The sequence below is a fragment of the Rhodococcus sp. Leaf278 genome (assembly GCF_001426085.1).
Classification (GTDB): Bacteria; Actinomycetota; Actinomycetes; order Mycobacteriales; family Mycobacteriaceae; genus Rhodococcoides.
The window spans coordinates 502,860-527,294 of record NZ_LMRR01000001.1 but is presented as its reverse complement, the minus strand read 5'-3'; the positions used below and the strand labels follow the sequence as shown (position 1 = coordinate 527,294).

General features: G+C 64.7%; 20 protein-coding genes. 11 read left to right on the top strand and 9 right to left on the bottom strand.

The features are described from left to right. Positions 1 to 21: 21 nt before the first annotated feature. Positions 22 to 1,803, bottom strand: coding sequence for a DEAD/DEAH box helicase (locus ASG84_RS02570; RefSeq protein ID WP_057475427.1), 1,782 nt, complete (start codon positions 1,801 to 1,803; stop codon positions 22 to 24). Positions 1,804 to 2,079: 276 nt separating this feature from the next. Between ASG84_RS02570 and ASG84_RS02565 the strand changes: the two genes are divergently transcribed. After that, positions 2,080 to 3,867 carry an AMP-dependent synthetase/ligase gene (locus ASG84_RS02565; protein ID WP_057475426.1) on the top strand — a complete coding sequence of 596 codons (1,788 nt, stop codon included), beginning with the start codon at positions 2,080 to 2,082 and terminating at the stop codon, positions 3,865 to 3,867. A gap of 56 nt (positions 3,868 to 3,923) precedes the next feature. Here ASG84_RS02565 and ASG84_RS02560 read toward each other — a convergent pair whose 3' ends face one another. Continuing rightward, a complete protein-coding gene (locus tag ASG84_RS02560) occupies positions 3,924 to 4,541 on the bottom strand; it encodes an alpha/beta hydrolase (protein ID WP_057475425.1) in 618 nt (205 codons plus the stop codon). Positions 4,542 to 4,622: 81 nt separating this feature from the next. Between ASG84_RS02560 and ASG84_RS02555 the strand changes: the two genes are divergently transcribed. Further along, positions 4,623 to 8,072, top strand: a complete 3,450-nt coding sequence (locus ASG84_RS02555; protein WP_057475424.1) for a TM0106 family RecB-like putative nuclease — start codon at positions 4,623 to 4,625, stop codon at positions 8,070 to 8,072. Here ASG84_RS02555 and ASG84_RS02550 read toward each other — a convergent pair. Then, a complete protein-coding gene (locus ASG84_RS02550) occupies positions 8,042 to 9,256 on the bottom strand; it encodes an alanine racemase (RefSeq protein WP_057475423.1) in 1,215 nt (404 codons plus the stop codon). The genes ASG84_RS02555 and ASG84_RS02550 overlap by 31 nt on opposite strands. A gap of 76 nt (positions 9,257 to 9,332) precedes the next feature. Continuing rightward, the gene (locus tag ASG84_RS02545; protein WP_057475422.1) at positions 9,333 to 9,974 is read right to left on the bottom strand and encodes a TetR/AcrR family transcriptional regulator; all 642 of its coding nucleotides are present in this window, start codon (positions 9,972 to 9,974) and stop codon (positions 9,333 to 9,335) included. Positions 9,975 to 10,132: 158 nt separating this feature from the next. Between ASG84_RS02545 and ASG84_RS02540 the strand changes: the two genes are divergently transcribed. After that, complete coding sequence (locus ASG84_RS02540; RefSeq protein WP_057475421.1) at positions 10,133 to 11,446, top strand: D-arabinono-1,4-lactone oxidase; 1,314 nt, start codon at positions 10,133 to 10,135, stop codon at positions 11,444 to 11,446. A 134-nt stretch (positions 11,447 to 11,580) separates the two neighbouring features. Beyond that, a complete protein-coding gene (locus tag ASG84_RS02535; protein WP_057475537.1) occupies positions 11,581 to 13,068 on the top strand; it encodes a molybdopterin-dependent oxidoreductase in 1,488 nt (495 codons plus the stop codon). A gap of 1 nt (position 13,069) precedes the next feature. Here ASG84_RS02535 and ASG84_RS02530 read toward each other — a convergent pair whose 3' ends face one another. Together ASG84_RS02530 and ASG84_RS02525 are read right to left on the bottom strand one after the other, a co-directional pair. Further along, a complete protein-coding gene (locus ASG84_RS02530; RefSeq protein WP_057475420.1) occupies positions 13,070 to 14,011 on the bottom strand; it encodes an adenosine deaminase in 942 nt (313 codons plus the stop codon). Between the two features lie 10 nt (positions 14,012 to 14,021). Then, positions 14,022 to 14,813, bottom strand: a complete 792-nt coding sequence (locus tag ASG84_RS02525) for an enoyl-CoA hydratase/isomerase family protein (protein ID WP_057475536.1) — start codon at positions 14,811 to 14,813, stop codon at positions 14,022 to 14,024. An 89-nt stretch (positions 14,814 to 14,902) separates the two neighbouring features. On the opposite strand from ASG84_RS02525, the gene ASG84_RS02520 reads away from it, so the two are divergent. Beyond that, positions 14,903 to 16,048: an acyl-CoA dehydrogenase family protein gene (locus tag ASG84_RS02520; protein ID WP_057475419.1), complete on the top strand. Its 1,146-nt coding sequence runs from the start codon at positions 14,903 to 14,905 to the stop codon at positions 16,046 to 16,048. Positions 16,049 to 16,140: 92 nt separating this feature from the next. Here ASG84_RS02520 and ASG84_RS02515 read toward each other — a convergent pair whose 3' ends face one another. From ASG84_RS02515 to ASG84_RS02505, 3 genes are all read right to left on the bottom strand, one after another. After that, positions 16,141 to 17,595 (bottom strand): DHA2 family efflux MFS transporter permease subunit, encoded by a 1,455-nt coding sequence (locus ASG84_RS02515; protein ID WP_057475418.1) that lies wholly within the window; start codon positions 17,593 to 17,595, stop codon positions 16,141 to 16,143. Continuing rightward, complete coding sequence (locus ASG84_RS02510; RefSeq protein ID WP_057475417.1) at positions 17,592 to 18,239, bottom strand: PadR family transcriptional regulator; 648 nt, start codon at positions 18,237 to 18,239, stop codon at positions 17,592 to 17,594. Before ASG84_RS02510 ends, ASG84_RS02515 begins: the two co-directional genes overlap by 4 nt. A gap of 311 nt (positions 18,240 to 18,550) precedes the next feature. After that, positions 18,551 to 18,754, bottom strand: a complete 204-nt coding sequence (locus ASG84_RS02505) for a cold-shock protein (RefSeq protein ID WP_008714360.1) — start codon at positions 18,752 to 18,754, stop codon at positions 18,551 to 18,553. Between the two features lie 173 nt (positions 18,755 to 18,927). Between ASG84_RS02505 and ASG84_RS02500 the strand changes: the two genes are divergently transcribed. From ASG84_RS02500 to ASG84_RS02475, 6 genes are all read left to right on the top strand, one after another. Beyond that, complete coding sequence (locus ASG84_RS02500; protein ID WP_057475416.1) at positions 18,928 to 19,671, top strand: GNAT family N-acetyltransferase; 744 nt, start codon at positions 18,928 to 18,930, stop codon at positions 19,669 to 19,671. A gap of 85 nt (positions 19,672 to 19,756) precedes the next feature. Continuing rightward, positions 19,757 to 20,773, top strand: a complete 1,017-nt coding sequence (locus tag ASG84_RS02495; protein ID WP_057475415.1) for a glutathione S-transferase family protein — start codon at positions 19,757 to 19,759, stop codon at positions 20,771 to 20,773. A gap of 29 nt (positions 20,774 to 20,802) precedes the next feature. Beyond that, positions 20,803 to 21,522, top strand: coding sequence for a hypothetical protein (locus ASG84_RS02490; RefSeq protein WP_057475414.1), 720 nt, complete (start codon positions 20,803 to 20,805; stop codon positions 21,520 to 21,522). Between the two features lie 43 nt (positions 21,523 to 21,565). Beyond that, entirely contained in the window at positions 21,566 to 22,405 is an 840-nt protein-coding gene (locus ASG84_RS02485) for an LLM class F420-dependent oxidoreductase (protein WP_057475413.1), read from the top strand. 111 nt (positions 22,406 to 22,516) lie between these two features. Further along, positions 22,517 to 23,626 (top strand): ABC transporter ATP-binding protein, encoded by a 1,110-nt coding sequence (locus ASG84_RS02480; RefSeq protein ID WP_057475412.1) that lies wholly within the window; start codon positions 22,517 to 22,519, stop codon positions 23,624 to 23,626. Next, positions 23,623 to 24,393: an ABC transporter permease gene (locus tag ASG84_RS02475; protein ID WP_057475411.1), complete on the top strand. Its 771-nt coding sequence runs from the start codon at positions 23,623 to 23,625 to the stop codon at positions 24,391 to 24,393. The genes ASG84_RS02480 and ASG84_RS02475 overlap by 4 nt, the downstream gene beginning before the upstream one ends. The last annotated feature ends 42 nt before the right edge of the window (positions 24,394 to 24,435 follow it).

Here is a 24,435-nt window from a genome sequence, read left to right as displayed (position 1 = left end):
TGCACGTGCGGCGAAGCCGCTCTAGCGCCTGCCCTTGAACTTCCCGCCGCCGCGCGGCCCACCACTACGTCCGGGAGGACCGGAATCGGGCTGCAGTTGAATCAGCACGCCGCTGATGCGGGTACGACGCAACGCCTCGACCGTCTCGTCGGCCAGATCGGCAGGCAGCTCGACCAGCGAGTGGTCGGGACGAATGCTGATGTGTCCGAAGTCGCTTCGACGCAGACCGCCTTCGTTCGCGATAGCACCGACGATGGCACCGGGTGCAACGTGATGACGCTTTCCGACGCTGATGCGGTACGTCGCCATTTCCTGGCCCGTCTTGCGGTGATGCGAGCTGGCCGCATCCTCGTCGAACGTGCGAGGCGGACGCGGCTCACGCGGCTCCCGGGGTGCGCGCGGCGGGGCAGGCGGCTCAGGCTTCAACAGGAACGCTTCGCCGTCGCGCGACTGGATGGCCAGCGCTGCCGCGATGTCGACCAAGGACACGTCGTGCTCGCGCTCGTAGTCCTCGATGAGCCGGCGGAACAGCGCCAGATTCTCGTTACCGAGACTTTCGGTGATGGAGTCCTTGAACTTCGTCACGCGCTGCGCATTGACGTCGTCGACGCTGGGCAACTGCATCTCGGTGATGGGCTGACGCGTCGCACGCTCGATGGCCTTGAGCAGGTGACGTTCCCGCGGCGCGACGAACAACAGAGCCTGACCGGCGCGACCCGCTCGGCCGGTACGACCGATGCGGTGCACGTAGGACTCGGTGTCGTGCGGGATGTCGTAGTTGATGACGTGCGAGATGCGGTCGACGTCGAGACCACGAGCAGCCACGTCGGTGGCCACCAGAATGTCGATCTGGCCGTTCTTGAGCTGGCCGATGGTGCGCTCGCGCTGAGCCTGCACGATGTCGCCGTTGATCGCAGCGGCCGAGAAGCCCCGTGCGCGCAGTTTCTCGGCAAGCTCCTCGGTGGCCTGCTTGGTGCGCACGAACATGATCATGGCCTCGAACTCTTCGACCTCGAAGATTCGAGTCAGCGCCTCGAGCTTGCGCTGATGCGCCACCTGGACGTACCGCTGGGTGATGTTCGGTGCCGTCGACGTCTTGGTCTTGACGGTGATCTCCACCGGGTCGTGCAGATACTGCTTGGAGATCTTGCGAATCGCGGCCGGCATCGTGGCCGAGAACAGCGCGACCTGCTTGTACTCGGGAGTGTCGGACAAGATGCGCTCGACGTCCTCCTGGAACCCCATCTTGAGCATCTCGTCGGCCTCGTCGAGCACGAGGTACTCGAGCCCGGACAGGTCGAGCGTGCCCTTCTCGAGGTGGTCGATGACACGACCCGGTGTACCGACGATGATCTGGGCACCCTTGCGCAAACCGGACAACTGGATGCCGTACGCCTGGCCGCCGTAGATGGGCAGAATGTGCAGACCCGGGATGTGGGTGGCGTACTTACCGAACGCCTCGGCCACCTGCAATGCCAGCTCGCGGGTCGGTGCCAGCACCAATGCCTGCGGCGTGCGGCGCGAGACGTCCAGACGAGACAGGATCGGCACCGCGAACGCGGCGGTCTTGCCGGTTCCGGTCTGTGCGAGGCCGACGACGTCGTTACCCGCCATCAACGGTGGAATAGTGGCCGCCTGAATGGGCGACGGGCTCTCGTAGCCGACGTCGCGCAGGGCCTTCAGGACCCGCTCGTCTATTCCGAGATCGGCAAAGGTGATGTCGTCACCCTCTGGGGCGGGAGGGGGCGAACTCGTCTCGTCAGACGTCACGGCGGCATCCTGATCAGATTCTGAAGTGCTCATATGTCGCCGAGTTTAGTACCTGCTCGACCCCTGCGACCCCTTCTACGCTGATCAGGTGACGAAAACGGTGCCACCGACACTTCGTGCGAGGAGCCTCACAGACACGACCCGGCGGCGAGGGGCGGCTGCGGACGGATAAGTTGTACGCCGAGTCACACTCAACTCCCCCCTGAGCCGACCAAAATTCACAAACCGGACACCCTCGGTGGTGCGTTACGGACCGGGGTGTGATGAAATGCACAACTACCACGCTATTTTTCCGTAAGGGGTCCAGCAGTGCGCGAATATTCTGTGCCGGCGTCGTTCACCATTCCCGACGACGCTTCCATGGCCGACACCGTCTTCCGGTACGAGAAGGAATCGCCGAACCTCGTACCTTTCCAGCGACTCGTGAACGGCACCTGGACCGACGTCACCGCGGGCCAGTTCGCCAAAGAGGTAACCAACGTCGCCAAAGGCCTGATCGCATCGGGCATCGAACTCGGTGATCGCGTCGCGATTCTCAGCGCGACCCGCTACGAATGGGTCGTTCTCGACTACGCCATCTGGACCGCCGGTGGTTGCACCGTCGCGATCTACGAGACCTCCTCGGCCGACCAGGCCCAGTGGATCCTCGAGGACTCCGCGACGAAGCTGCTCGTCGTCGAGACCCCGAAGCATGCCTCGAACCTCAAAGAGGTCACCGAAGGTGCCAAGGATCTGCGCGAGGTACTCCAGATCGACTCCGGTGCAATCGACGAGCTGACCACCCGCGGCGCGGGAGTCAGCGACGAGGACGTGCATACCCGTCGACACCAGGTCACCGCTGCTTCCCCGGCCACCTTGATCTACACCTCGGGCACCACCGGTCGCCCCAAAGGTGTGCAGCTCACGCATGCGAACTTCTACGCCGAGGTCCAGGCCACCCAGATCGCGTTGCACGACTCCATGCGCGAGGGCAATCGCACGCTGATGTTCCTCCCGATGGCGCACGTGTTCGCCCGCGCGGTGTCGTTCGGCTCGTTCGAGTCGAAGGTGACCGTGGGCCACACCTCGGACGTCTCGACATTGGTCGAGCAGTTCGCCGTCTTCAAGCCGAACTTCATCCTGTCGGTGCCGCGCGTGTTCGAGAAGGTCTACAACTCGGCCAAGCAGAAGGCACACGACGGCGGCAAGGGCAGCATCTTCGACAAGGCCGCCGCGACGGCCATCGAGTGGAGCGAGGCCCAGGAGAAGGGCGGCGCAGGCCTGGTTCTCAATCTCAAGCACACCGTCTTCGACAAGCTCGTGTACTCCAAGCTGCGGGCCGCGCTCGGCGGCAACTGCGACCGTGCGGTCTCCGGCGGCGGCCCCCTCGGCGCTCGCCTCGGCCATTTCTTCCGTGGCGCAGGCGTCCCGGTGTACGAGGGCTACGGACTGACCGAGACCAGTGCGGCCGTCACGGTCAACACCACCAAGGAACAGCGCGTCGGCACCGTCGGAAAGCCCATCGACGGCCACTCGGTCAAGGTCGCCGAGGACGGCGAACTGCTGCTCAAGGGCCCGGTGGTGTTCAGTGGTTACTGGCACAACGAGAAGGCCACCGCCGAAGCGATCGTCGACGGTTGGTTCCACACCGGCGACCTCGGCGCGATCGACCAGGAGGGCTTCGTCTCGATCACCGGCCGCAAGAAGGAAATCATCGTCACCGCGGGCGGCAAGAACGTCGCTCCCGCAGTACTCGAGGACGCCCTGCGCGCCAACGCAATCGTCAGTCAGTGCCTCGTCGTCGGTGACGCCAAGCCGTTCATCGGTGCCCTCATCACCCTCGATCCCGAGGCAATGCCGGGCTGGCTCGAACGCCACAACCTGTCGGCCGACATCCCGTTCGCCGAGCTGTCGAAGAACGCCGATCTCGTCGCCGAGATCGACAAGGCCGTGGCCGAGGCCAACAAGAAGGTCTCCAACCCCGAGCAGATCAAGAAGTACACGATCCTCGAGAACGACTTCACCGTCGAAACCGGAGAGCTCACCCCCACGATGAAGCTCAAGCGCAACATCATCCACTCCGAGCGTGGCAGCGACATCGAGGCCATCTACTCGTAGATCGACCTCGACAGGGCCCGGCGTGCTGTGCACGCCGGGCCTTCGACGTTCTGGGATCAGGACATGTGCTCGTCGAGGAACTCCGCGACCGCCATCGTCACCTGCAGGTGAATCTTCTCGTGCAACAGGTCGTGGCCGCCGTCGTCGAACTCGTGCAGGGACGCGTCGGGTACGCCGCCGATCCACTCGCGTACCGCATCGATCGGAGCCAAGCGGTCGTCGACACCGTGCACGGCCAAGATCGGAATCACATTGTCCGAAAGGTCGTCGGACGCGCCCGTCACCGACTTCGGAGTGCCGCACAGCACGGCGCACCGAACTGCCTCCGGATGCGCCCCGAGCGCTGCGATGGCCGTCGCAGCACCCAACGAGTGCCCCATCAGCGCGAACGACAACTCGGGATGTTCGGCCTCGGCGATGTCGAGCAGCTGCAGCGCATTCTGAGCCAGGCCGGCTATCTGAGCCGCGTCGGTGAGCTCCCCTTCGGTGAGACCGTGGCCGACATGATCGACCGCCCACACGTCCACTCCGCGACCGTTCAGCACCCGAGCGAACCGGTGATAGTGGCCGCTGTTCTGACCGAGACCGTGGAGGAACACAAGACCGAAACGAGCATCGGGAACGGTCCAGTTTCGGTAATGGACAGCACCGGTGGCTCCGTCGAAAAATGGCATTCGATCATTTTGCCTCCTCTCGTCGGCATCCGCGCGCAACGTGACCGGCGCCGCTGTCGTCGATGGCTAGGGTGGGCACTTGTGTTCCTCCTCGCCGATCGGGTCGTCTACAGCGCCAGCGACCTCGCGGCGGCGGCGTCCTGCGAGTTCGCATTGCTCCGCCGACTCGACGGGCTGACCGGACTGATCCCGCGCGCTGCCGCCGAACCGGACCCCATGCTGGACCGCACGTCCGCGCTCGGATTCGAGCACGAACGCCGCCAACTGGAGGCCTTCGAGCTGCGCTACCCCGGCGGAGTCCTGACGATGGACAGACCGGGACGTACCGCCCAGGAACTGGCGGACGCTGCATGGGCAACCTTCACCGCGCTGACCGCTTGCACCCCCGTGGTGTACCAGGCGACCTTCTTCGACGGCCGGTTCCTGGGCTTCTGCGACTTTCTGGTGGCGGAAGGAAAGGGCTACGGCGTCTACGACACCAAGCTCTCGCGGCACGCGAAGGTGCCGGCGCTGCTGCAGTTGGCGGCCTACGCCGACGCGCTGAAGGCCGGCGGAGTCTCACCGAGCGACCAGGTTCACCTGATGCTCGGCGACGGCAGCGATTCCGCGCACTCTCTCGCCGAGATACTTCCGGTCTACCGGCAGTCCCGAGAGCATCTACAGCACATCCTCGACGAGCACCAGGCCGAAGGCACCGTCGTCGATTGGTTCGATTCGCGCTACTCCGGTTGCGGGCAGTGCGAGGCCTGCGCTGTCGAAGTGGAACAGCACCGAGACCTGGTTCTCGTGGCCGGCATGCGTGCGAGCACACGCGACAAGCTGATCGACGCCGGAATCACCACGGTGGACGAGCTCGCGGCATCGACCGGGGTCATCGAGGGAATGTCCACTCGAACGACGGCGAACCTGCGCGCCCAGGCGGCGCTGCAGGTTCGTCAGGAACGCAGCGGCGAGGCCGAGTTCGAGATATTCGACGCCGAAGCCCTGAGCGTGATCCCCGAACCCGATCCGGGCGACATCTTCTTCGACTTCGAGGGCGATCCGCTGTGGGCCGAGACGGGCAGCACGGAATGGGGCCTCGAGTACCTGTTCGGCGTCTACACCGCCGACGGCGACTTCCTGCCGTTCTGGGCGCACGATCGCGCACAGGAACGCCGTGCCCTGATCGACTTTCTCGACTACGTCTCCGCGCGCCGCGCCGCACACCCGAACATGCACGTCTATCACTACGCGCCGTACGAGAAGACGGCGCTGCTGCGACTGGCCGGGCGCTACGGAGTGGGCGAGGACGCCGTCGACGATCTGTTGCGGGACAACGTGTTGGTGGACCTCTATCCGGTCGTGCGGTCTGCGGTGCGCATCGGAGCCCGTTCCTACAGCATTAAGAAACTCGAACCGCTCTACATGCCTGCCGCCCGCGACGGGGACGTCACCGACGCCGCTGCATCGATCGTCGAATACGCGAACTGGTGCGATCTGCGGGATCAGGGCATGGATGTCGAGGCCGCCGCTCTTCTAGCCGATATTGCCGAGTACAACCGCACCGACTGCGAATCGACTCTGCGACTGCGCGATTGGTTGCTCGAGCGCGCAGCGGACGCCGGTGTCTCGCCGCGCGAGAACCTGGAGCTCGACCTCGACAATGGCGCTTCCGATAACGCGAGCCCGCTGGAACTCGACCTTGCCGAGTATGCGGGTTTGCCCTGGGATCGCACCCCGACGCAGCAGGCCGTGGCCCTGTTCGCCGGTGCCGTCGGCTATCACCGCCGAGAGCGAAAGCCGTTCTGGTGGGCCCACTTCGACCGACTGACCCACCCGATGGACGAGTGGCCCGATGCGGCGGACGTATTGAAAGTCGAACGTGCGGAACTGGTGCACGACTGGATGAAAACGGCACCCACACAGCGGGTTCAACGACGCCAGATCAAGCTGTTGGGCCATCTGAGCAGCGGCGTGCTCGGGGGCTCGAAGGTCAAACTCCTCTACGCGGAACCGGCTCCGGAAGGACTGCCGAAACAGCAACCGACCCATCGCGCGACCACGTCCGTCGAGATCGTGCAGGCCGGCTACGAGGGCACCCTCGACATGGTCGTCGTGCAGGAGAACCTGCGCAAGGGCGTGACCGCCTACACCGACTTTCCCATCGCGACGGCACCGGAGCCGCCGCCCGCGACCAAGTACCTCGAAGAGGCGATCCTCGCCGTGGCCACCGAGGTCAGCGCCGCCCTGCCCCACCTTCCGCGTACGGCCATCGCCGATCTGCTGACGCTGTCTGCGCCGCGAACCCGCTCCGGCACAGGCCTTCCCGCGGTCGAGGGCCACAACTACGCAGCTGCGGTCACCGCAGCGCTCCTCGATCTGGAGAACTCTTACGTAGCCGTTCAGGGCCCACCCGGGACCGGGAAGACCTACACCGCCGCGCGGGTGATCGCCGAACTGGTCGATATCCATCACTGGCGCATCGGCGTGGTGGGCCAGTCGCATCACGTGGTGAACAATCTGCTGGACACCATCGTCGCGGCCGGGGTGGACCCGGCCAAGGTGGGCAAGAAGGCCCCGACAGCCCACACCGTCGTCGAACCCACCGACTACGCCCGCTTCGTCACCGACGCCGAGCAAGGTTGCGTCATCGGCGGCACCGCCTGGGACTTCTCCAACCCCGGCCGGATACCGCGCGAGGCTCTGGATCTGCTGGTCGTGGACGAGGCCGGGCAGTTCTCGCTGGCCAACACCATCGCCGTCTCGGTGTCTGCACGCAATCTGCTGCTGCTCGGCGACCCGGCACAGCTACCGCAGGTCAGCCAGGGAACCCACCCCGAACGCGTCGATGAATCCGCGCTGGGTTGGATCACCGACGGTCACCCGACACTGCCCGCCGATCGCGGGTACTTCCTGGCGACGACGTGGCGGATGCACCCGGCCTTGTGCGCACCCGTCTCGACGCTGTCGTACGAGGGCAAACTGCAGTCCAACAGCGCTGTGACACAGGCGCGTTCACTGACAGGACTGGAGCCCGGCCTGCACGTCGTCTATCTGGACCATCACGGGAACTCCACGGACTCGGCCGAAGAGGCCGACGAGATCGTCGCACGAGTCCAGGGTCTCGTGGGTCGATCGTGGAGCAACCCCGAGTCGTTCGAGGGCGCGCGTCCGATGGAGCAATCCGACTTTCTCGTCGTCGCGGCCTACAACGCGCAGGTCGCCGTCATCCTCGAGCGCTTGGCGGCCGCCGGCCTGGACGACGTCTCGGTTGGAACCGTCGACAAGTTCCAGGGCCGACAGGCACCGGTGGTGTTGATCTCGATGGCGGCATCGGCGATCGAGGACGTGCCACGCGGCATGGGCTTTCTGCTCTCACGTAACCGACTCAATGTCGCCGTCTCTCGCGGTCAGTGGGCCGCGATACTGATCCGATCACGAGGATTGACCCAGTACTTGCCGTCGACCCCGGACGGACTGCGCACCCTGGGCACCTTCATGAGCCTGTGCGAGAACGGGATTCAGCCGAAGGCCATGCCCTCGCCGCGGTAGGTGGGGACCGGTTCGACGGATCCGTCGGTGTGCACCAGATGCAGGGTGTCGAATCGCTCGCACAGTTCGCCCGCCTTCGCGTGCCGAAACCAGACACGATCACCGATCTGCACCCCGTCGGCCCCGCTCACCGGAGTCTGCACCTCACCGGCACCCTCGTTGCGCAGAAGCTTCAACCCTGAGGTAATCACTCCGGCGGCCTTTCTCGACCAGGCGACCGGCCGCGGGGATCGCGACCCCGACGCCGGACCCGACGCGATGTAGCCACCGCCGAACAACGTGGCGATCTGCGGGGTGGGCTTGCGTACCACCGGCAGAGCGAAGAACAGCGACGGCTCGGCCGAGAAGGCGCGGTACCGATCGAAGAGTGTCGGCGCGAACAGACCGGATCCGGCGGTGACCTCGGTAACGACCGGATCGGCAGCCGAGAAGTCGATCGACCCGGTGCCACCGCTGTTGACGATCTCGATTCGACCCACCGCCGCAGACACCGCCTCGACCACTGCCCTTCTGCGCGTGGAGATCTCACGAGCAGAAAGCGACTTCATCCATTCCACCGCAACATTGGAGTCGGGCACTCCGGCGATCTGCGCCTCGTAGAACATCAGACCGACGACCCGGAACCCCCGCGAATGCGCCACCCGCGCGAAAGCGGCGACCTGCTCGGGATCGCGTAGCGGAGAACGCCTGACCCCGATGTGCAGCGGCCCGATTCGCAGCGAGGCATCGACATCGATACAGATACGGGGCTTGAGAAGGTCGCTGCGGGTGGCGTCGCGCACGATGTCCAATTGTGCGACGTCGTCGACCATCAACGTGATGCGACCCGACAGAACCCGATCGTTGACGACCTCGGCGAGGGCAGTGCGGTCGACACTCGGATAGCCCATCAGGATGTCCTCGACGCCCTGGCGCGCGAGCCACACAGCCTCACGCAGCGAGTACGCCATGACCCCGCTCACGCCGTCGGTTGCGAGTACCCGATCGAGGACGGCACGGCAACGCACCGACTTGCTGGCGATCCGAATCGGCACACCCTTCGCTCGCGCCCGCAACGCCGCCGCATTGGCATCGAGGGCGACGGAATCGACTGCAGCCAAGGGGGATTCGAGACCCTCGGTAGCAGTGGCGATACGAGACAGTGGTGTCGTGTCGATAGTGACGACACCGGCGATCGAACTCATACTTCAACATTCCTTCGTCGTCGTTGCCGGGCCCACACAGTCAAACACTCCGCAGCCGAGAAGTCCCGGCGAGCACTCAACGGTCCAGAGCTTTGCCTGCGATCAGCCCGGACAGGTCGTCGATCTGCGCCAGCACCTCGAGGTCGTCGCCGTCGACCAACCACCGCAGCACCAGCCCGTCGAGAGTCGCCATCCCGAAGCGCGCGATCGACTCCACCGGCTCGAGCCATCTCGTGCCGGTGTGATCGGAGCACTTCTCGAAGAACAGCTGGGCCTCGGTGTCCCGGATCCGGTACTGACCATTGGCGATCTCGGCAGCGGTGGCAGATCCGAGCGCGCGATGCCGCAACAGGTAGGTCTTGATCTCGTACGCGAGCAACTGCCGATCAGGCGACTTCTCGATCAACAACCACACCGCGCTCAGTCCGCCGTGCACCAGCTCGCGCAGACCGCGAACTCCCGGCAGTTTCCGAGTCCCGACGGCGCTGTCCAGTGCCGCATGCAGAATCTCTGTGACGTCGACGATGAGGTGCTCCCCCATCGCGATCACCAGATCCTGCTTGGTGTCGAAGTGGTACTGCACGATGCCCTTCGTGACATCGGCGTACTCCGAGAGTGCGCGCACCGTCAGGGACTCGATACCCACCTGCTCGGCAACGTCGATCGCCGACTGCACCAGTTGTGCGCGTCGCACATCCGCGGGCAGCCTCGATTGCATGACCCGATACTAGGGCGCTGCCGAAGACTGTGCCTCGTATTGATCCACGGGAGTGGAGCCTGCGGAATGACCATGCCCCACGGGAGTGGAGCCTGCGGAATGCCCCTGCGGTTGCATCGGGGAGCTCGGTGTGGGTTCGGGAGTGGGATAGTGATTCGGTGATCGGGCGGCCGTGGCAGAACTGGGCAGGTAATCAACACGCGTTCCCGTCGGACCGCGCCGAGCCCAGATCGGTGGACGATCTGCGCAGCGTTCTGCGGCGAGCCGTCGACGCGTCGCGGCCGGTGCGGTGCGTGGGTGCCGGTCACTCCTTCACCCCGATAGCCGTCACCCACGGTGTTCAGATCAGCCTCGATTCGTTGTGCGGCATCGAATCGGTGGTCCGCGACGAGGACGGCTGCGCCCGAGTGACAGTGCTTGCCGGTACTCGGCTGCGCGATCTTTCCGCGCAGTTGTGGGAGCTCGGACTTGCCATGACCAACCTCGGCGACATCGACGAACAATCCGTTGCCGGAGCCATCTCCACGGGCACGCACGGAACCGGCGGCCGGTTCGGCGGCATCGCCACCCAAGTGCATGCGCTGGAGCTGATGAGCGCGGACGGACAGCTGGTGCAGTGCTCCCGCCAGGAGAACCCCGACCTGTTCGACGCGGCCCGTGTCGGTCTCGGTGCGCTCGGCGTCATCACCAGAGTCACACTGCACTGCGTTCCGGCGTTCGCCCTGCGGGCCGTCGAGGAACCGTCGACGCTGACGGCAACGCTCGTTGAGCTCGACGCCACCGTCGCTTCCGTCGACCACTTCGAGTTCTACTGGTTTCCGCACACCGACCGGGTGCTGACCAAACGCAACACCCGCCTCCCCGGAAACGCCGGGCTGCACCCGCTGGGCAAGGTGCGCTCCTACGTCGACGACGAACTGCTGTCCAATACGGTCTTCGAGGGACTCAACCGCGTGGTGACGCGGGTGCCGGCCCTGATTCCTCGATTGAACGCAGTCTCGGCCCGGGCACTCTCGGCCCGGGAGTACACCGATCGCTCGTACCGAGTGTTCGCATCCTCGCGGACGGTCAAGTTCGTCGAGATGGAATACGCGGTGCCGGCATCCGAGATCGGCTGGGTGCTGCGCGAGGTGGATCGCTGGCTCGAGCAGTCTTCGATATCCATTGCGTTTCCCGTCGAAGTACGATTCGCCGCCGCCGACGACATCTGGCTCTCCACGGCCTATGAACGCCCGACGGCCTACATCGCTGTGCACCAGTACCACCGCCGCGATCACCGGGAGTATTTCGACGCCGTCGAGGCCATCTGCCGCAGTGTCGGCGGCAGGCCGCACTGGGGCAAACTGCACTCACTCGGCGGCGACGAACTGCGTGATTCCTACGAGCACTTCGACGATTTTCTCCGCGTCCGCGATTCGATCGACCCGCACAGACTGTTCGTCAGCGAGTACATCGCACGTCTGCTGCTCTGAGCGGCAGCCCGGTAGAGCGTTCGGCACAATTTCTGCTCCACTCCCGTGAACTTCACGTAGGTTTCCCCAGGCCACCGCGTCGAGTGGAGCGTCCTGTGCACGCAGCCACTCCCCGCACGCTTACATTGGAGCGAGTGAGCACAGGAAAACGCGCGCTGTCCGGCATCATCGCCGCCGGAGTCGTCCTCGGTGTCGGCCAATTGATCGCCGTCCCGATCGGACCGAACTCGTCGCCACTGACCGCCGTCGGGTCCTCGGCCGTCGACAACAGTCCGGCCCCGGTCCGTGAATGGGCCATCGATACGTTCGGCACCTCCGACAAGCTCGCCCTGTTCATCGGCATGGCCGTCGTGATCGCCGCTATCGCCGCCGCGGCCGGGATCGCCCGCAAACCGATCGGTGCCGTCGTGTTCGCGGCACTGGGCGTGCTCGGCGTACTCGCAGCCGTGACGCGACCCGACGCCACGGCCTTCTACGCAGTGCCGACCATCGGTGGCGTCATCGTCGGCATCGTCGTGTTGCACGCCCTGATCGGAGCCGCCGCCCCGGCAACCGAGGGGATGAACCGTCGCAGTTTCCTTACCCTCGCCGCCGGTGCCGCAGTATTGGGCGTCGTCGCTGGGACGGCCGGACGGATGCTCACCTCGGCGCGGGCCGTCACCGCCGATCGCCTAGGCTTCATGCTTCCGACGCCCACGCCGCAACCGCCGATACCGGCCGGCGCGGACCTGCAGATCGACGGCCTCGCGTCGTACATCACCCCGAACGAGGACTTCTACCGCATCGACACCGCGTTGGTCGTGCCGCGGGTGGCGTCGGATACGTGGTCGCTGCGTATCCACGGCATGGTCGACCGCGAGATCGAGCTGACGTTCGCCGATTTGGCGCAGCGCCAGGCCGTCGAAAAGACGGTCACCCTGACCTGTGTGTCGAATATCGTCGGCGGCGACCTCGTGGGCAATGCAACGTGGATCGGCTACCCGCTCAAGGACATTCTCGAAGAAGCAGGCATCTCCCCGGACGCCGACATGGCTCTGTCGTCCAGCAGCGACGCCTTCACCGCGGGCACCCCACTGGAGGTTCTGCTCGACGGCCGCGACGCCTTACTGGCGGTGGGAATGAACGGCGCACCGCTGCCCGTCGAGCACGGCTACCCGGCGCGGCTCGTCGTTCCAGGCCTGTACGGCTACGTCTCGGCGACCAAGTGGGTCACCGACATCGAGATCACCCGATTCGACAGAGTGACGGCATATTGGACCGACCGCGGATGGGGCGCACTCGGACCGATCAAGACGGCCTCCCGGATCGACACCCCGAGATCGGGCAGCTCCATGCCTGCCGGGAAGTCGGTGATCGCAGGGGTGGCCTGGGATCAGCACACCGGCATCCAGGGCGTCGAAGTGCAAGTGGACGAAGGCAACTGGGTGCCGGCCACGCTCTCGGAGGAGTACTCCAAGGACACGTGGCGGCAATGGAGCGTCGAACTCGACCTGCCTGCCGGCCAGCATGCGATCCGTGCCCGCGCCACCAACTCCGCCGGAGAGCTGCAGACCAACAAGACCGCCGATACCGTTCCCGACGGAGCGACCGGCTACCCGAAGATCTCGGTGACGGCCAACTGATCTAGGTAGCTGGGAAGCTCGCGCGAATCGAGTTCTCGGCCAACTGCTTTCGCTCAGCCGAGGTGAGGCCCATTCCCGCTTCGAGGGCAGCGAAGTTGTCGTCGACGTAGCCACCGAAGTAGGCCGGATCGTCGGAATTGATCGACACGGACAGGCCGCGCTCGAGCATCTGCCGCAACGGCAGTTGCCCGACGTTGTCGATCACCTTGAGCCGGACATTGGACAGCGGGCACACGGTGAGCGGAATCTGTTCCTCGACAAGCCGATTCACCAACGCCTCGTCTTCCAGGCACCGCACGCCGTGATCGATGCGCTCGACCTTCAGCAGATCCAGCGCCTGCCAGATGTAGTCGGGCGGGCCTTCCTCACCGGCGTGGGCGACGACATGCAAACCCTCGGCGCGCGCCTTGGCGAACACGTCGACGAACAGCGACGGCGGGTAGCCGACCTCGGCGGAGTCGAGACCGAGACCGATGATCGGCGCTTTCATCGCCAACAGGTCGTCGAGCAGCTGATTGGCGTGGAGCACCGGCTTGTCGCGCAGGATCGACGCGATCAAGCCACTGGTGACGCCGAATTCACGCTCACTGGTGGCGCACGCGTCGGCCAATCCCTCGACGACGGCCGCGAGCGGCACGCCGCGCTCGGTGTGCGCCTGCGGATCGAAGAAGATCTCCGCATGCGTCACCCCGGCCTGCGCGGTGCGGCGGAAGTACGCGCGCGCCAGATCTCCGAAATCCTCGGCCGTGCGCAACACGGACATGTTCGCGTAGTACAGGTCCAGAAAGGACTGCAGGTCGGTGAACTCGTACTTCGCCTGCAGTTCGTCGATATCCTTGTACGGCAGCGTGATTGCGTTGCGCTCGGCAAGATCGAAGATCAGCGGAGGCTCGAGCGACCCTTCGATGTGCAGGTGCAGTTCGGCCAGTTGATCGTTACTCACTCATCCGATGCTACTTGCCGGTGTACGTCGCCTTACCCGGACCGACCTCGAGGAAGCTCTGCACCGCACCCCGCAGATCGTCGGTCTCGAACAACGCACCCGACACCTCCGACGTGATCTCGTCCGCGTGCGCCACGCCGCCCGAACGCCAGGGAGCCACAATCTGTTTCGTCGCCGCGTGCGCGACGGTGGGGCCGTCGGCCAGACGATGCGTCAGCGCGAGTGCCGCGGCGTCGACATCCTCGTGAACCTGGTTGACCACGCCCCACTCCTTCAACGTTTGGGCGTCGTAGAGATCTCCGGTCATGACGAGTTCTCGGGCCCGACCCGAACCGGCTCGCTCGGCCAGACGCTGCGGCCCACCCATCGACGGCGTCAGACCGACGACGGTCTCGACCAGACCGAATTTCGCCTTCGGTCCGGCCAGAATGATGTCGCAGGCCAACGAGATCTCGAATGCCGCAGTGAGGGTCAGACCGTGCGCGGCATAGATCACCGGGCAGGGCAGCGCCTCGAGTGGATGCGCGATGTCGGCGAACAGACCACGCCACAGATCGGCACCCTGTGCGGCGGACAGGCCCTCGAACACGTGCACGTCGACGCCTGCCGAGTTCACCTTGCCCTCGGCGCGCAGCAGTACCGCACGCGGCGGTCGCGCGACGAGGTCGGCGACGTTCGCGGCCACCGCGTCGAACATCGCCTGATCGAAAAGGTTGAGCGGACCGTGATCGAAGGTGAGGACAGCGATCTCTGCGCCGGCATCTGTGGTGGATCGAACGAGCGAAGTGGGTGCGTCAGCCATGGTTCGCATAGTGCCACACCCGTCTCGGACGGTTGTTACCAGCGAGTATTGTGCGCAGATAAGTCACCGTTACCGAGAGGAACACATACATGAAGCGCAGCCTGTTCGAGGCCGATCACGAGGACTTCCGTGCATCGGTGCGCGAGTTCGTCACCCGAACCATCACCCCGGTCGAGGAGAAGCTCGTCGAACAGCGGTACATCGACCGCGAGATCTGGCTCGAAGCGGGACGCAACGGCTTCCTCGGCCTCGAAGTACCGGAGGAATACGGCGGAAGCGGGGCAGAGGACTACCGATTCAACGCCGTCCTCGCCGAGGAACTCGCCCGCTCGAGTGCCGCGGTGGCGTCGTGCTTCGGTATTCACGTGGACATCGTCGCTCCGTACCTCGTCAAGCTCACCACCGAGGAGCAGAAGAAGCGCTGGCTGCCCGGTTTCTGCAGTGGCGAGATCCTCACGGCGATCGCCATGACGGAGCCGTCCGGCGGCTCTGACCTTGCCGCCCTGAAGACCACCGCCGTCAAGGACGGCGACGACTACATCATCAACGGATCCAAGACGTTCATCACCAACGGCAACTCCGCCGATCTCGTCATCGTCGCCACCCGCACGACGCCGGAGAAGAAGGCCAAGGGCATCACGCTCTTCGCCGTCGAGAACGGCACCGAAGGGTTCTCCCGCGGCCGCAAACTCGACAAGGTCGGGCAGCCCGAATCCGACACCGCCGAACTGTTCTTCGAGAACGTGCGTGTCCCGAGCTCGAACATGATCGGCGAATTCGACGGCGGCTTCATCCACATGATGCAGCTGCTCCCCCAGGAACGCATCAGCTGCTCGGTGGCCAACCTCGGACACGTGCGCCCCATTCTCGAGGAGACGCTGCAGTACGCCAAGGACCGCAAGGCCTTCGGCCAGCAGATCGGCTCGCTGCAGTGGAACAAGTTCCTGTTCGCCGAACTGGTCACGAAACTCGATGTGGCACAGGCGTACATCGACAACTGCATCGCCGCGCACGGCGTCGGTGAACTGACCGCCATCGATGCAGCCAAGGCGAAGTGGTGGAGCTCGCAGGTGCAGAACGAGATCCTCGACCACTGCGTCCAGCTGCACGGCGGCTACGGATTCATGAACGAATACCGCGCCGCCCGCGCCTGGAAAGACGCTCGCGTGACGAAGATCTGGGCCGGCTCGAACGAAATCATGAAGGAGCTGATCGGCCGGGATCTGGGGCTGTAGAGCGGCTTCGCCGCATGTGCACGCGGAGCCTGCGGTCGTTCCGCAGGCTCCACTCCGGCTTCGTAGTGGGCTACGAAGTTCCGTTCACATGGCTACTTGAACGCGGGCCGGGCGTAGAAGCAGACCGCAATCATGCCGACGATCAATACGGCGGCGGGCAGAATCAACGACTGCGCCATGGCGGTGGTGAATCCGTCGCGCAGCATCTCCGGTACGCGACCCGCGAATTCATTTGCCCCCGTGGCAGATCCATCGGTAGGTAGCTCAGCGGCCAGCCGCGACTGGATGAGCGCGCCGATGCCGGCACTACCGAGAACCGACCCGATCATTCGGGTGGTGTTGTAGATACCCGATCCCGCGCCCGCCTGACTCATCGGCAGATTGCGGGTTGCCGTGGCCGCCAACGGAGACCAGATCAACGCGTTTGCCACGCCCATAGCCGCGACCGGGAGCAGCAGCTTCCAGATTGCGGTGGTGGGCGTCATCTCGTACGCGAACCACAGCAGCGCGGCCGCGAGGATGAACAGCCCCGAACCGGCGATGTAGCGGGGATGCGTCTTGTCGACCAGCTTGCCGACATTCGGCGCGAGGATTCCGGTGAGCAGCGCCATCGGCACGAACAGCAACGCCGACCGGGTAGGCGTCAAACCGGTGACACTCTGCGCGTAGAACATGATCGGCAGCATCATGCCGGACATCGCGAAGCCCATGGCTGCAATACCGACGTTGGACAACGAGAAGTTACGGTCGCGGAACAGCGCCAACGGCACCAGCGGCTCGTTCTTGTTCACGGACTGCCAGTAGACGAACCCCGCGAAGACGAGCAACCCCACACCGATGAGGATCCAGACACCGGTACCCCAGTCGTACTTCTGACCTTCCTGAATGCCGAAGACGATGCAGAAGAGTCCGACGGCACTGAGCGCAACGCCCAGCAGATCGAACTTGTGATCGTGAGTCGGCAACACCGGAACGAACTTCAGCGCCAACGCAATTGCGACAATTCCGACCGGCACGTTGATGAAGAAGATCCACTCCCAGCCGAGCGAGTCGACCAGCACGCCGCCGAGAATCGGCCCGACGAGCGTCGCGACGCCTGCGACAGCGCCCCATGCTCCCATCGCAGTTCCGCGCTTCTCCGCCGGAAACACACGAGTGATCACGGCCATCGTCTGCGGGGTGATCATCGCCGCGCCGAGACCCTGAACCGCGCGCGCCGCGATGAGCATCTCGATCGATCCCGACAGTCCGCACCACACGGACGCAAGGGTGAAGAGCACGAGGCCGGCGATGTAGAGGTTCTTCGGGCCGAACTTGTCCCCCATCCGACCCGTGACCAGCAGTGGAACGGCATAGGCCAGGAGGTACGCGCTGGTGACCCAGATGACGTTGTTGATGTCCGTGTTCAGTCCGGCGAGAATCGCGGGCTGAGCGACGGCGACGATGGTGGTGTCCACCAGAATCATGAAGAACCCGAGGCACAGCGCCCACAGAGCGGGCCACGGTTTGATTTCCTGTTGGACTGGGACGGTCTCGACGGTGTTCATTGCGTTCTCCCTGGTCCCGAGGCGTCGGGATCGTGTGGTCGGTGCGGATCGGTCAGAGCGGTGTGCTGTGCAGATATGGCATGCGGCCACTCGAGCTCGCCGCTGTCGACGCGAGCGATGTAGCTCGTCAACCACTTCACTTCGGCGACGAGCATGTGGTAGGTGTAATCGATTCCAGCCCAGTAGATTTCGGATACCTTGCGTTGCTGTGCGAGCTGTTGAAATCCGGAAAGTTCCTCGATCTCCCGAGCCAGGTCTTCGGTGCGAGCACTGAGCAGCGCGATCGCTTCGGATGCCGGTAGGTTGTGCATCTCGGACAGGCCGAGGGTGAACTGTGGATATTCGCGGACCGGGGAACCAAGAATCTCGGCAAGCCGGTCGACCAGAACACGCCTGCCAGCGGGCGTGATCTCGTAAGTGGTGCGTTCGGGACGGTTACCCCCGCGGTCGGTTCCGACCTCGGCGATCAATTCCTGCCCGTGGAGTCGAGCAACGGCGTGATAGAGCGATCCGGGGCGGATCTTGACGATCCGGTCCTCTTTGCGCTCGAGAAGGAGCTGATACATCTCGTAGGGATGCATCGACCCCTCCGAGAGCAGGGCGAGGACCGAGACCGCCAGCGGGTTCACTGCCTCCCTACGCATCGAACCTCACCCCCATCTCGATATCCCAGCCGAATTATTCCAGTTGGAATATAACGTCATGGTTCAGTGGATGACAACCCCGACAAAGCTCTGACCTGGGCTGAAACGGACAAAAGCCACAACATTGCCGATCGAACACCGTGCCAATCAAACACAGAAGGGACACCGACCGCCGTCGATGTCCCGTTCGAACAGACGAAGGCCGGATACTCGGAATATCTTCCGTGTATCCGGCCTTGTCACCGAGTTTCTGGCGGTGATTACTTCGAGAAGGTCACTCCGCCAGGAGAAATCGGGTTACGAAGCTTGAATCAGATGGCGCGGACGCCGGTAGCCTGGGGGCCCTTCTGACCCTGGCCCACCTCGAACTCCACGCGCTGGCCCTCGTCGAGCGACTTGAAGCCGCTACCCTGAATCTCCGAGTAATGAACGAAAACGTCCGGTCCGCCACCATCCTGCTCGATGAAGCCGAAGCCCTTTTCGCCGTTGAACCACTTCACACTGCCCTGCGTCATTCTGTAAACCTTCTGTAAGCGAGCTAGATCTTCACGTCGAAGCTCTAATCTCAAATGCGAGTCTGCCATCAATCGGCGCTGAGGGAAACACCGGGGGCAAAAAAGTTCGAAAGATTGCTTTTGGACGGTGAAACCGAAACGGTGCTCACGGGCGTCATGGCTAGTCTCGACGCGTGGATCTCTCACTTTTCGACGCCGGCCGATTCGACTCCCACAAACTCGACATCGTGCGCCTGGCCTGGTGCCGGCAGCTGGGCTTGGACGACACGGCCCTGAACACCGACGCGGACCGCGTCGAACACCTCGTTTCGACGGATCACGTCACCGTGCTGCAACTGGCCGACACCACCGTGATCGCAGGGCCGTCCTGGGCGATCGACACCTCCCGCTCGGTCACCGGCAGGCCGGGTGAGGACCGGACCTGGATGTCCTCGATACTCGGCGACCGCTCGGACCGATACGAGATCGGCACGCACACGCTGGCATACGGCTCGGACATCGGCCATTCCATCGACGTGCACGATCCGCTGATCTCCCACGATGCCGTCCATGTCCGCAACCTGGCGGCGAAGTGCGCCGATGCCGATGTTGCCGAGGCGTTCGGACAAGCGGTCTCGCGGAACTGGTTCACGCTGCTGGGCGACGGCAGGCCCGCAGACTCGGCGCACTCGCTCGCCTCCGCCGGCTACTCGGAGGAGCACATCGTTCTGGCCGACATGCGCGTACTGACCGACCCGAATCACCGCCGCCGGGGTCACGCTCAGGTGGTCGGCCGGCTGGCCACCAACGACGCCATCGACGAGGGCCTGATCCCGCAGTGGCGCTCACGTCCCGAGAATTCCATTGCCCGACGCCTCGCCGCGCGGCTGGGCTACACCGAAATCGGTGTGTGCCACAAAGCGGTGGTTCGAGCCTGACCCGGTTGAGGTGACTCCGAACTGGGTAGCGTCGAAACAACCTGCCACTGCGCCGGAGCAAGAACGATGTGAGGAGTTCGAGAGCATGGCCGACGAAGCCGCATACGTGGAACCGGGCAAGGAATTCAAGCGCGACACCAACTACATACCGTCACGGATCACCGCCGACGGCCGCGACGGTTATCCGGTGGAACCGGGACGGTATCGCCTGATCGCTGCGCGCGCCTGCCCGTGGGCGCATCGGTCCATCATCGTGCGTCGACTCCTGGGACTCGAAGATGTTCTCTCCCTGGGCATTCCGGGTCCGACTCACGATCCTCGCAGCTGGAACTTCCAGGAAGAGCCCGGCGGGATCGATTCGGTTCTGAAAATCGAGAGGCTGCAGGACGCCTACTTCGCCCGGTTCCCGGACTACGAGCGCGGCATCACCGTCCCCGCCATCGTCGACGTCCCCACCGGCGAGGTAGTCACCAACGACTACCCACAGATCACGCTGGATCTGTCCACCGAGTGGACGCAGTACCACCGAGACGGTGCCCCCGACCTGTACCCCGAAGCACTGCGCAGCGAGATAGACGAGGTTGCCGAACTGGTGTTCAAGGACGTCAACAACGGTGTCTACCGCTGCGGATTCGCCGGTTCACAAGAGGCCTACGACAAGGCATACGACACACTGTTCGCCCGCCTCGACTGGCTCGTCGAACGACTGTCCACACGGCGCTACCTCGTCGGAGACCACATCACCGAAGCCGACGTGCGCCTGTTCACCACCCTGGTGCGCTTCGATCCCGTCTATCACGGCCACTTCAAATGCAACCGCAGCAAACTCACCGAGATGCCGGTGCTGTGGAACTACGCCCGTGATCTCTTCCAGACCCCAGGATTCGGCGACACCGTGGACTTCGACCACATCAAGCGGCACTACTACGAGGTGCACACCGACATCAATCCGTCGGGCATCGTGCCGAAGGGCCCGGATCTACAGGGCTGGCTGGAGCCGCACGGGCGAGAGTCACTGGGTGGTTCTCCCTTCGGCGACGGCACCGCACCCCCACCCCCGCAGCCGGACGAGCTCGTGCCGGCTGCCCACTGGGTGCACTGACTCTCAACTCACGACAAGAAAGAGGACCCATGGCCCGCAAGAACGACGACGCGCAGGTCGAGGTCTCGAACGGAGGCAGGCTCGAACGCGCGCTGGTGAACATTCTCGACAACGCCAGCCGCCTGCAGGGGCCTGCCGTCGACAAGTACGTGGCGCACGTGCGTCGTGCACACCCGTACGACACTCCGGCCCAGATCATCGAACGGCTGGAGAAGCGATTCCTGCTCGCGGTCACCGGCAGCGGTTCCGCCGTGGGCGGTGCTGCGGCCGTTCCCGGCATCGGAACTGCCGCCTCGCTCGCCGCTGTGGGTGCCGAAACCGCCTTCTTCATCGAGTCCTCGGCACTACTGACGTTGTCGGTCGCATCCGTCCACGGCATCCCCGTCGAGAACCACCAGCAGCGGCGCGCATTGGTGCTATCGGTTGCCCTGGGCGAATCGGGCATGCAGATCGTGCAGCGGACGGTCGGCAAGACCGCCAAGAACTGGGGACCGCTGATCACGTCCCGCATCCCCGGCGGGTCGATGGCCAGCATGAACAAATCCCTCGTGAAGAAGTTCATCACCAAATATCTCGCCAAACGCAGCGCGTTGCTGGTCGGCAAGATGCTTCCCGCCGGAATCGGCGCAGCGATCGGCGGCGCGGGAAACCGCGTGGTGGGCAAGGGCGTCATCAAGAACGCACGAGACGCCTTCGGTCCGCCGCCCGCGCGGTTCCCGGAAAACCGCATCATCGACCCGGACGACTGAGAATGCCCGGAATCTTCGAGAGGCTGCTGCGTTGACATCGAATATGACCTCCACACCTGAACTCGGCAAGTACGGCGTCTGGCGACTGCACTCGGCGTTCACTCCCGAACTGTCTCGTGCCATCGAGTCCTTCGGCTACGGAACGATTTGGCTCGGCGGCTCCCCGCCTGCGGATCTGACCACTACCGAGGAGATCCTCGACGCCACCGAGACGGTGGTCGTGGCAACCGGCATCGTCAACATCTGGTCGGACGCAGCCGCGGACGTCGCGCAGTCGTATCACCGGCTGGAAGAGAAGCATCCTGGACGTTTCCTCCTCGGAATCGGAGCCGGCCACCCGGAAGCGACGCAGGAATACACCAAGCCGTACGACGCGCTGGTGTCGTATCTGGACGAGCTGGACGCTGCAGGAGTGCCGGTGGAGCGACGCGTCCTCGCCGCGCTCGGCCCCAAGGTCCTCGCGTTGGCCGCCGACCGTACAGCCGGTGCGCATCCGTACCTGACCACCCCCGAGCACACCCGCGAGGCTCGAGAAGCGTTGGGGCCGAACAAGATACTGGCACCCGAGCACAAGGTAGTTCTCGAATCCGACCCGGAGAAGGCCCGGTCGATCGGCCGGCCACCGGTGAACAACCCCTATCTGCACCTCCGCAACTACACCAACAACCTGAACCGGCTCGGCTACTCGGACGAAGAAATCGGAGACGGCGGCAGCGACCGATTGATCGACGCGCTGGTGGCGCACGGCACGGCCGATGCGATCGCCGCACGATTGAACGAACACCTCGCCGCAGGCGCGTCCCACGTGACGCTGCATTCTCTTCCCGACGACGCCGATCCGCTCGAGACCTACCGCGAGATCGCCGACGCGCTTCATCGCTGACACCGGGGCCCACACCCGCGACGCAGTCGGTCCCACCCCGTAGCCTCGTGTACCGGTTGCCGCGCGCAACCGGTACACGAGCATTTCGACGGCCAGGGGGATTCCGCAGCGATGACCAGCTACTCGGGAGCAGCGCTGGAGGCGCAGGCACTGACCAAGCAATTCGGCACCGTCCGAGCGGTGTCGGATCTGAGCTTCGTCGTTCCGCGCGGCACCGTCACCGGATTCCTCGGTCCCAACGGATCGGGTAAGACCACGACACTGCGCATGCTGCTCGGGCTCGTGGCACCCACCTCGGGAATCGGGCTCGTGAACGGCGCACCGTTCGTTGCAGCAGCCCACCCGGCCCACACCGTGGGGGCCGTTCTCGACTCGCTGAGCATGCACCCCAAACGCAGCGCCGCGCATCACCTGAAGATCTACACCGCGGCAATCGGCCTGCCCGACAGCCGCGCCCTCGACGTACTGCACCTCGTCGGTCTCGGCGATGCTGCCCACCGCCACGCGGGCGGCTTCTCGCTCGGCATGCGGCAGCGTCTGACATTGGCAACTGCCCTACTCGGAGACCCCGAAATTCTCGTGCTCGACGAACCGGCGAACGGTCTCGACCCCGAGGGGATTGCCTGGCTCCGCGATTTCCTGAAGGCATTCGCCGCTTCCGGGCGGACGGTCCTGATCTCGAGTCACATCCTTCGCGAAATCGAGCAGACCGTCGACAATCTGGTGATCGTCAGCGCCGGATCGTTGATGTATCAGGGTTCGATCGCACAATTGCGGTCCAGCCGTCCGAGCCGCGTGCTCGTGGCGGCATCGGACCCGGCGAAACTGGCCATCGCATTGGCGTCGAACGGCCTGAACGACACCCAGCTCCTGCCCGACGGCCGCATCGGCGTCGCCGGCACCGACGCGGCCACGATCGCACGCATCGCCGCCGGTGCCGACGTCACGGTGTTCGGCACCACCGCAGAGCACGTCGATCTCGAGCAGGTGTTCCTGTCGATGACGGCGGGGCAGTACACCGCGGCACCGATCGGTCGGAATCCGTCCGGCCCGCCGCCGGGATATCAGCAGGGTTACGGGCCGCCACAGAACTACGGCCCACCGCAGAGCTACGGTCCGCCACAGGGTTACGGTCCGCCACAGGGTTATGGGCCGCCGGGGTACGGCCCGCCGCCGCCTGATTGGGGTCCGCCGCAGAACTGGAACGGGGGCCAGCGATGAACGCGCTGCTGACGTCGGAGATCCGCAAGGTCACGACGCTGAAGTTCTGGTGGGCACTGGCGATCGCGCCGATCGTCGTCGGGATCTTCGCGTCCGTCATCACCTCGGTGATCGCGAACCAGTTGGGTCCGTACGAGGAGGACCTCGATATTTCGGGTGGTGTCGCCTCGATCGGCCTGTACGTCGCCGCCGGGGCCGCAATCCTCTTCGCCGGAATCTTCGGTGCCGTCAATGCCGGGACCGAGTTTCGCCACAAGACCATCACGACAAGCTTCTTGACGGCCCGGGGCCGCGACGGAGTGATCGCCGCCAAACTGATCGTCACCGCCCTGTTCGGGCTCGGGTACGGCCTGGTGGTACTACTGGCCAGCCTGATCTGCCTGTTGATCTTCAACGACCGGACCGTGATCCTCGACGGCCCGTTCATCGGTGTGGTCGCGTCGTGCCTGCTGGCCGTCGTGCTGTGGTCGATGATCGGTGCAGGGCTCGGCCTGCTGCTCAAATCTCCGACCTGGGCGGCCATCGTGCTCGTCGCCTGGCTCCCGTTCGGCGAGGGTCTGATCTCACTGATCTTGTCGGGAGTGGGACTGGGACCGGTTGCTTTCGTGCTGCCGTCGAACCTGACCCTGCCGACGATGGCGGCCACCCAATTGGACGGCACCGGCGATCTGGCGTCGTGGCCGTGGGCACCGCTCGGACTCGCAGTGTGGGCCGCAATCCTCACCGGCGCCGGCTGGTTTCTGGCCCGCACTCGCGACATCGACTGAGGTCGGGACCGGTTCCCGCGATCGACGACGAATGCTGTCGGT

What these genes read in the sequence shown, in the direction of transcription:
- ASG84_RS02570 (WP_057475427.1), bottom strand. Translation starts at nt 1,803, where the DNA reads ATGAGCACTTCAGAATCTGATCAGGATGCCGCCGTGACGTCTGACGAG.
- ASG84_RS02560 (WP_057475425.1), bottom strand. Translation starts at nt 4,541, where the DNA reads ATGCCATTTTTCGACGGAGCCACCGGTGCTGTCCATTACCGAAACTGG.
- ASG84_RS02550 (WP_057475423.1), bottom strand. Translation starts at nt 9,256, where the DNA reads ATGAGTTCGATCGCCGGTGTCGTCACTATCGACACGACACCACTGTCT.
- ASG84_RS02545 (WP_057475422.1), bottom strand. Translation starts at nt 9,974, where the DNA reads ATGCAATCGAGGCTGCCCGCGGATGTGCGACGCGCACAACTGGTGCAG.
- ASG84_RS02525 (WP_057475536.1), bottom strand. Translation starts at nt 14,813, where the DNA reads ATGGCTGACGCACCCACTTCGCTCGTTCGATCCACCACAGATGCCGGC.
- ASG84_RS02520 (WP_057475419.1), top strand. Translation starts at nt 14,903, where the DNA reads ATGAAGCGCAGCCTGTTCGAGGCCGATCACGAGGACTTCCGTGCATCG.
- ASG84_RS02515 (WP_057475418.1), bottom strand. Translation starts at nt 17,595, where the DNA reads ATGAACACCGTCGAGACCGTCCCAGTCCAACAGGAAATCAAACCGTGG.
- ASG84_RS02510 (WP_057475417.1), bottom strand. Translation starts at nt 18,239, where the DNA reads ATGCGTAGGGAGGCAGTGAACCCGCTGGCGGTCTCGGTCCTCGCCCTG.
- ASG84_RS02505 (WP_008714360.1), bottom strand. Translation starts at nt 18,754, where the DNA reads ATGACGCAGGGCAGTGTGAAGTGGTTCAACGGCGAAAAGGGCTTCGGC.
- ASG84_RS02495 (WP_057475415.1), top strand. Translation starts at nt 19,757, where the DNA reads ATGGCCGACGAAGCCGCATACGTGGAACCGGGCAAGGAATTCAAGCGC.
- ASG84_RS02490 (WP_057475414.1), top strand. Translation starts at nt 20,803, where the DNA reads ATGGCCCGCAAGAACGACGACGCGCAGGTCGAGGTCTCGAACGGAGGC.
- ASG84_RS02485 (WP_057475413.1), top strand. Translation starts at nt 21,566, where the DNA reads ATGACCTCCACACCTGAACTCGGCAAGTACGGCGTCTGGCGACTGCAC.
- ASG84_RS02480 (WP_057475412.1), top strand. Translation starts at nt 22,517, where the DNA reads ATGACCAGCTACTCGGGAGCAGCGCTGGAGGCGCAGGCACTGACCAAG.
- ASG84_RS02475 (WP_057475411.1), top strand. Translation starts at nt 23,623, where the DNA reads ATGAACGCGCTGCTGACGTCGGAGATCCGCAAGGTCACGACGCTGAAG.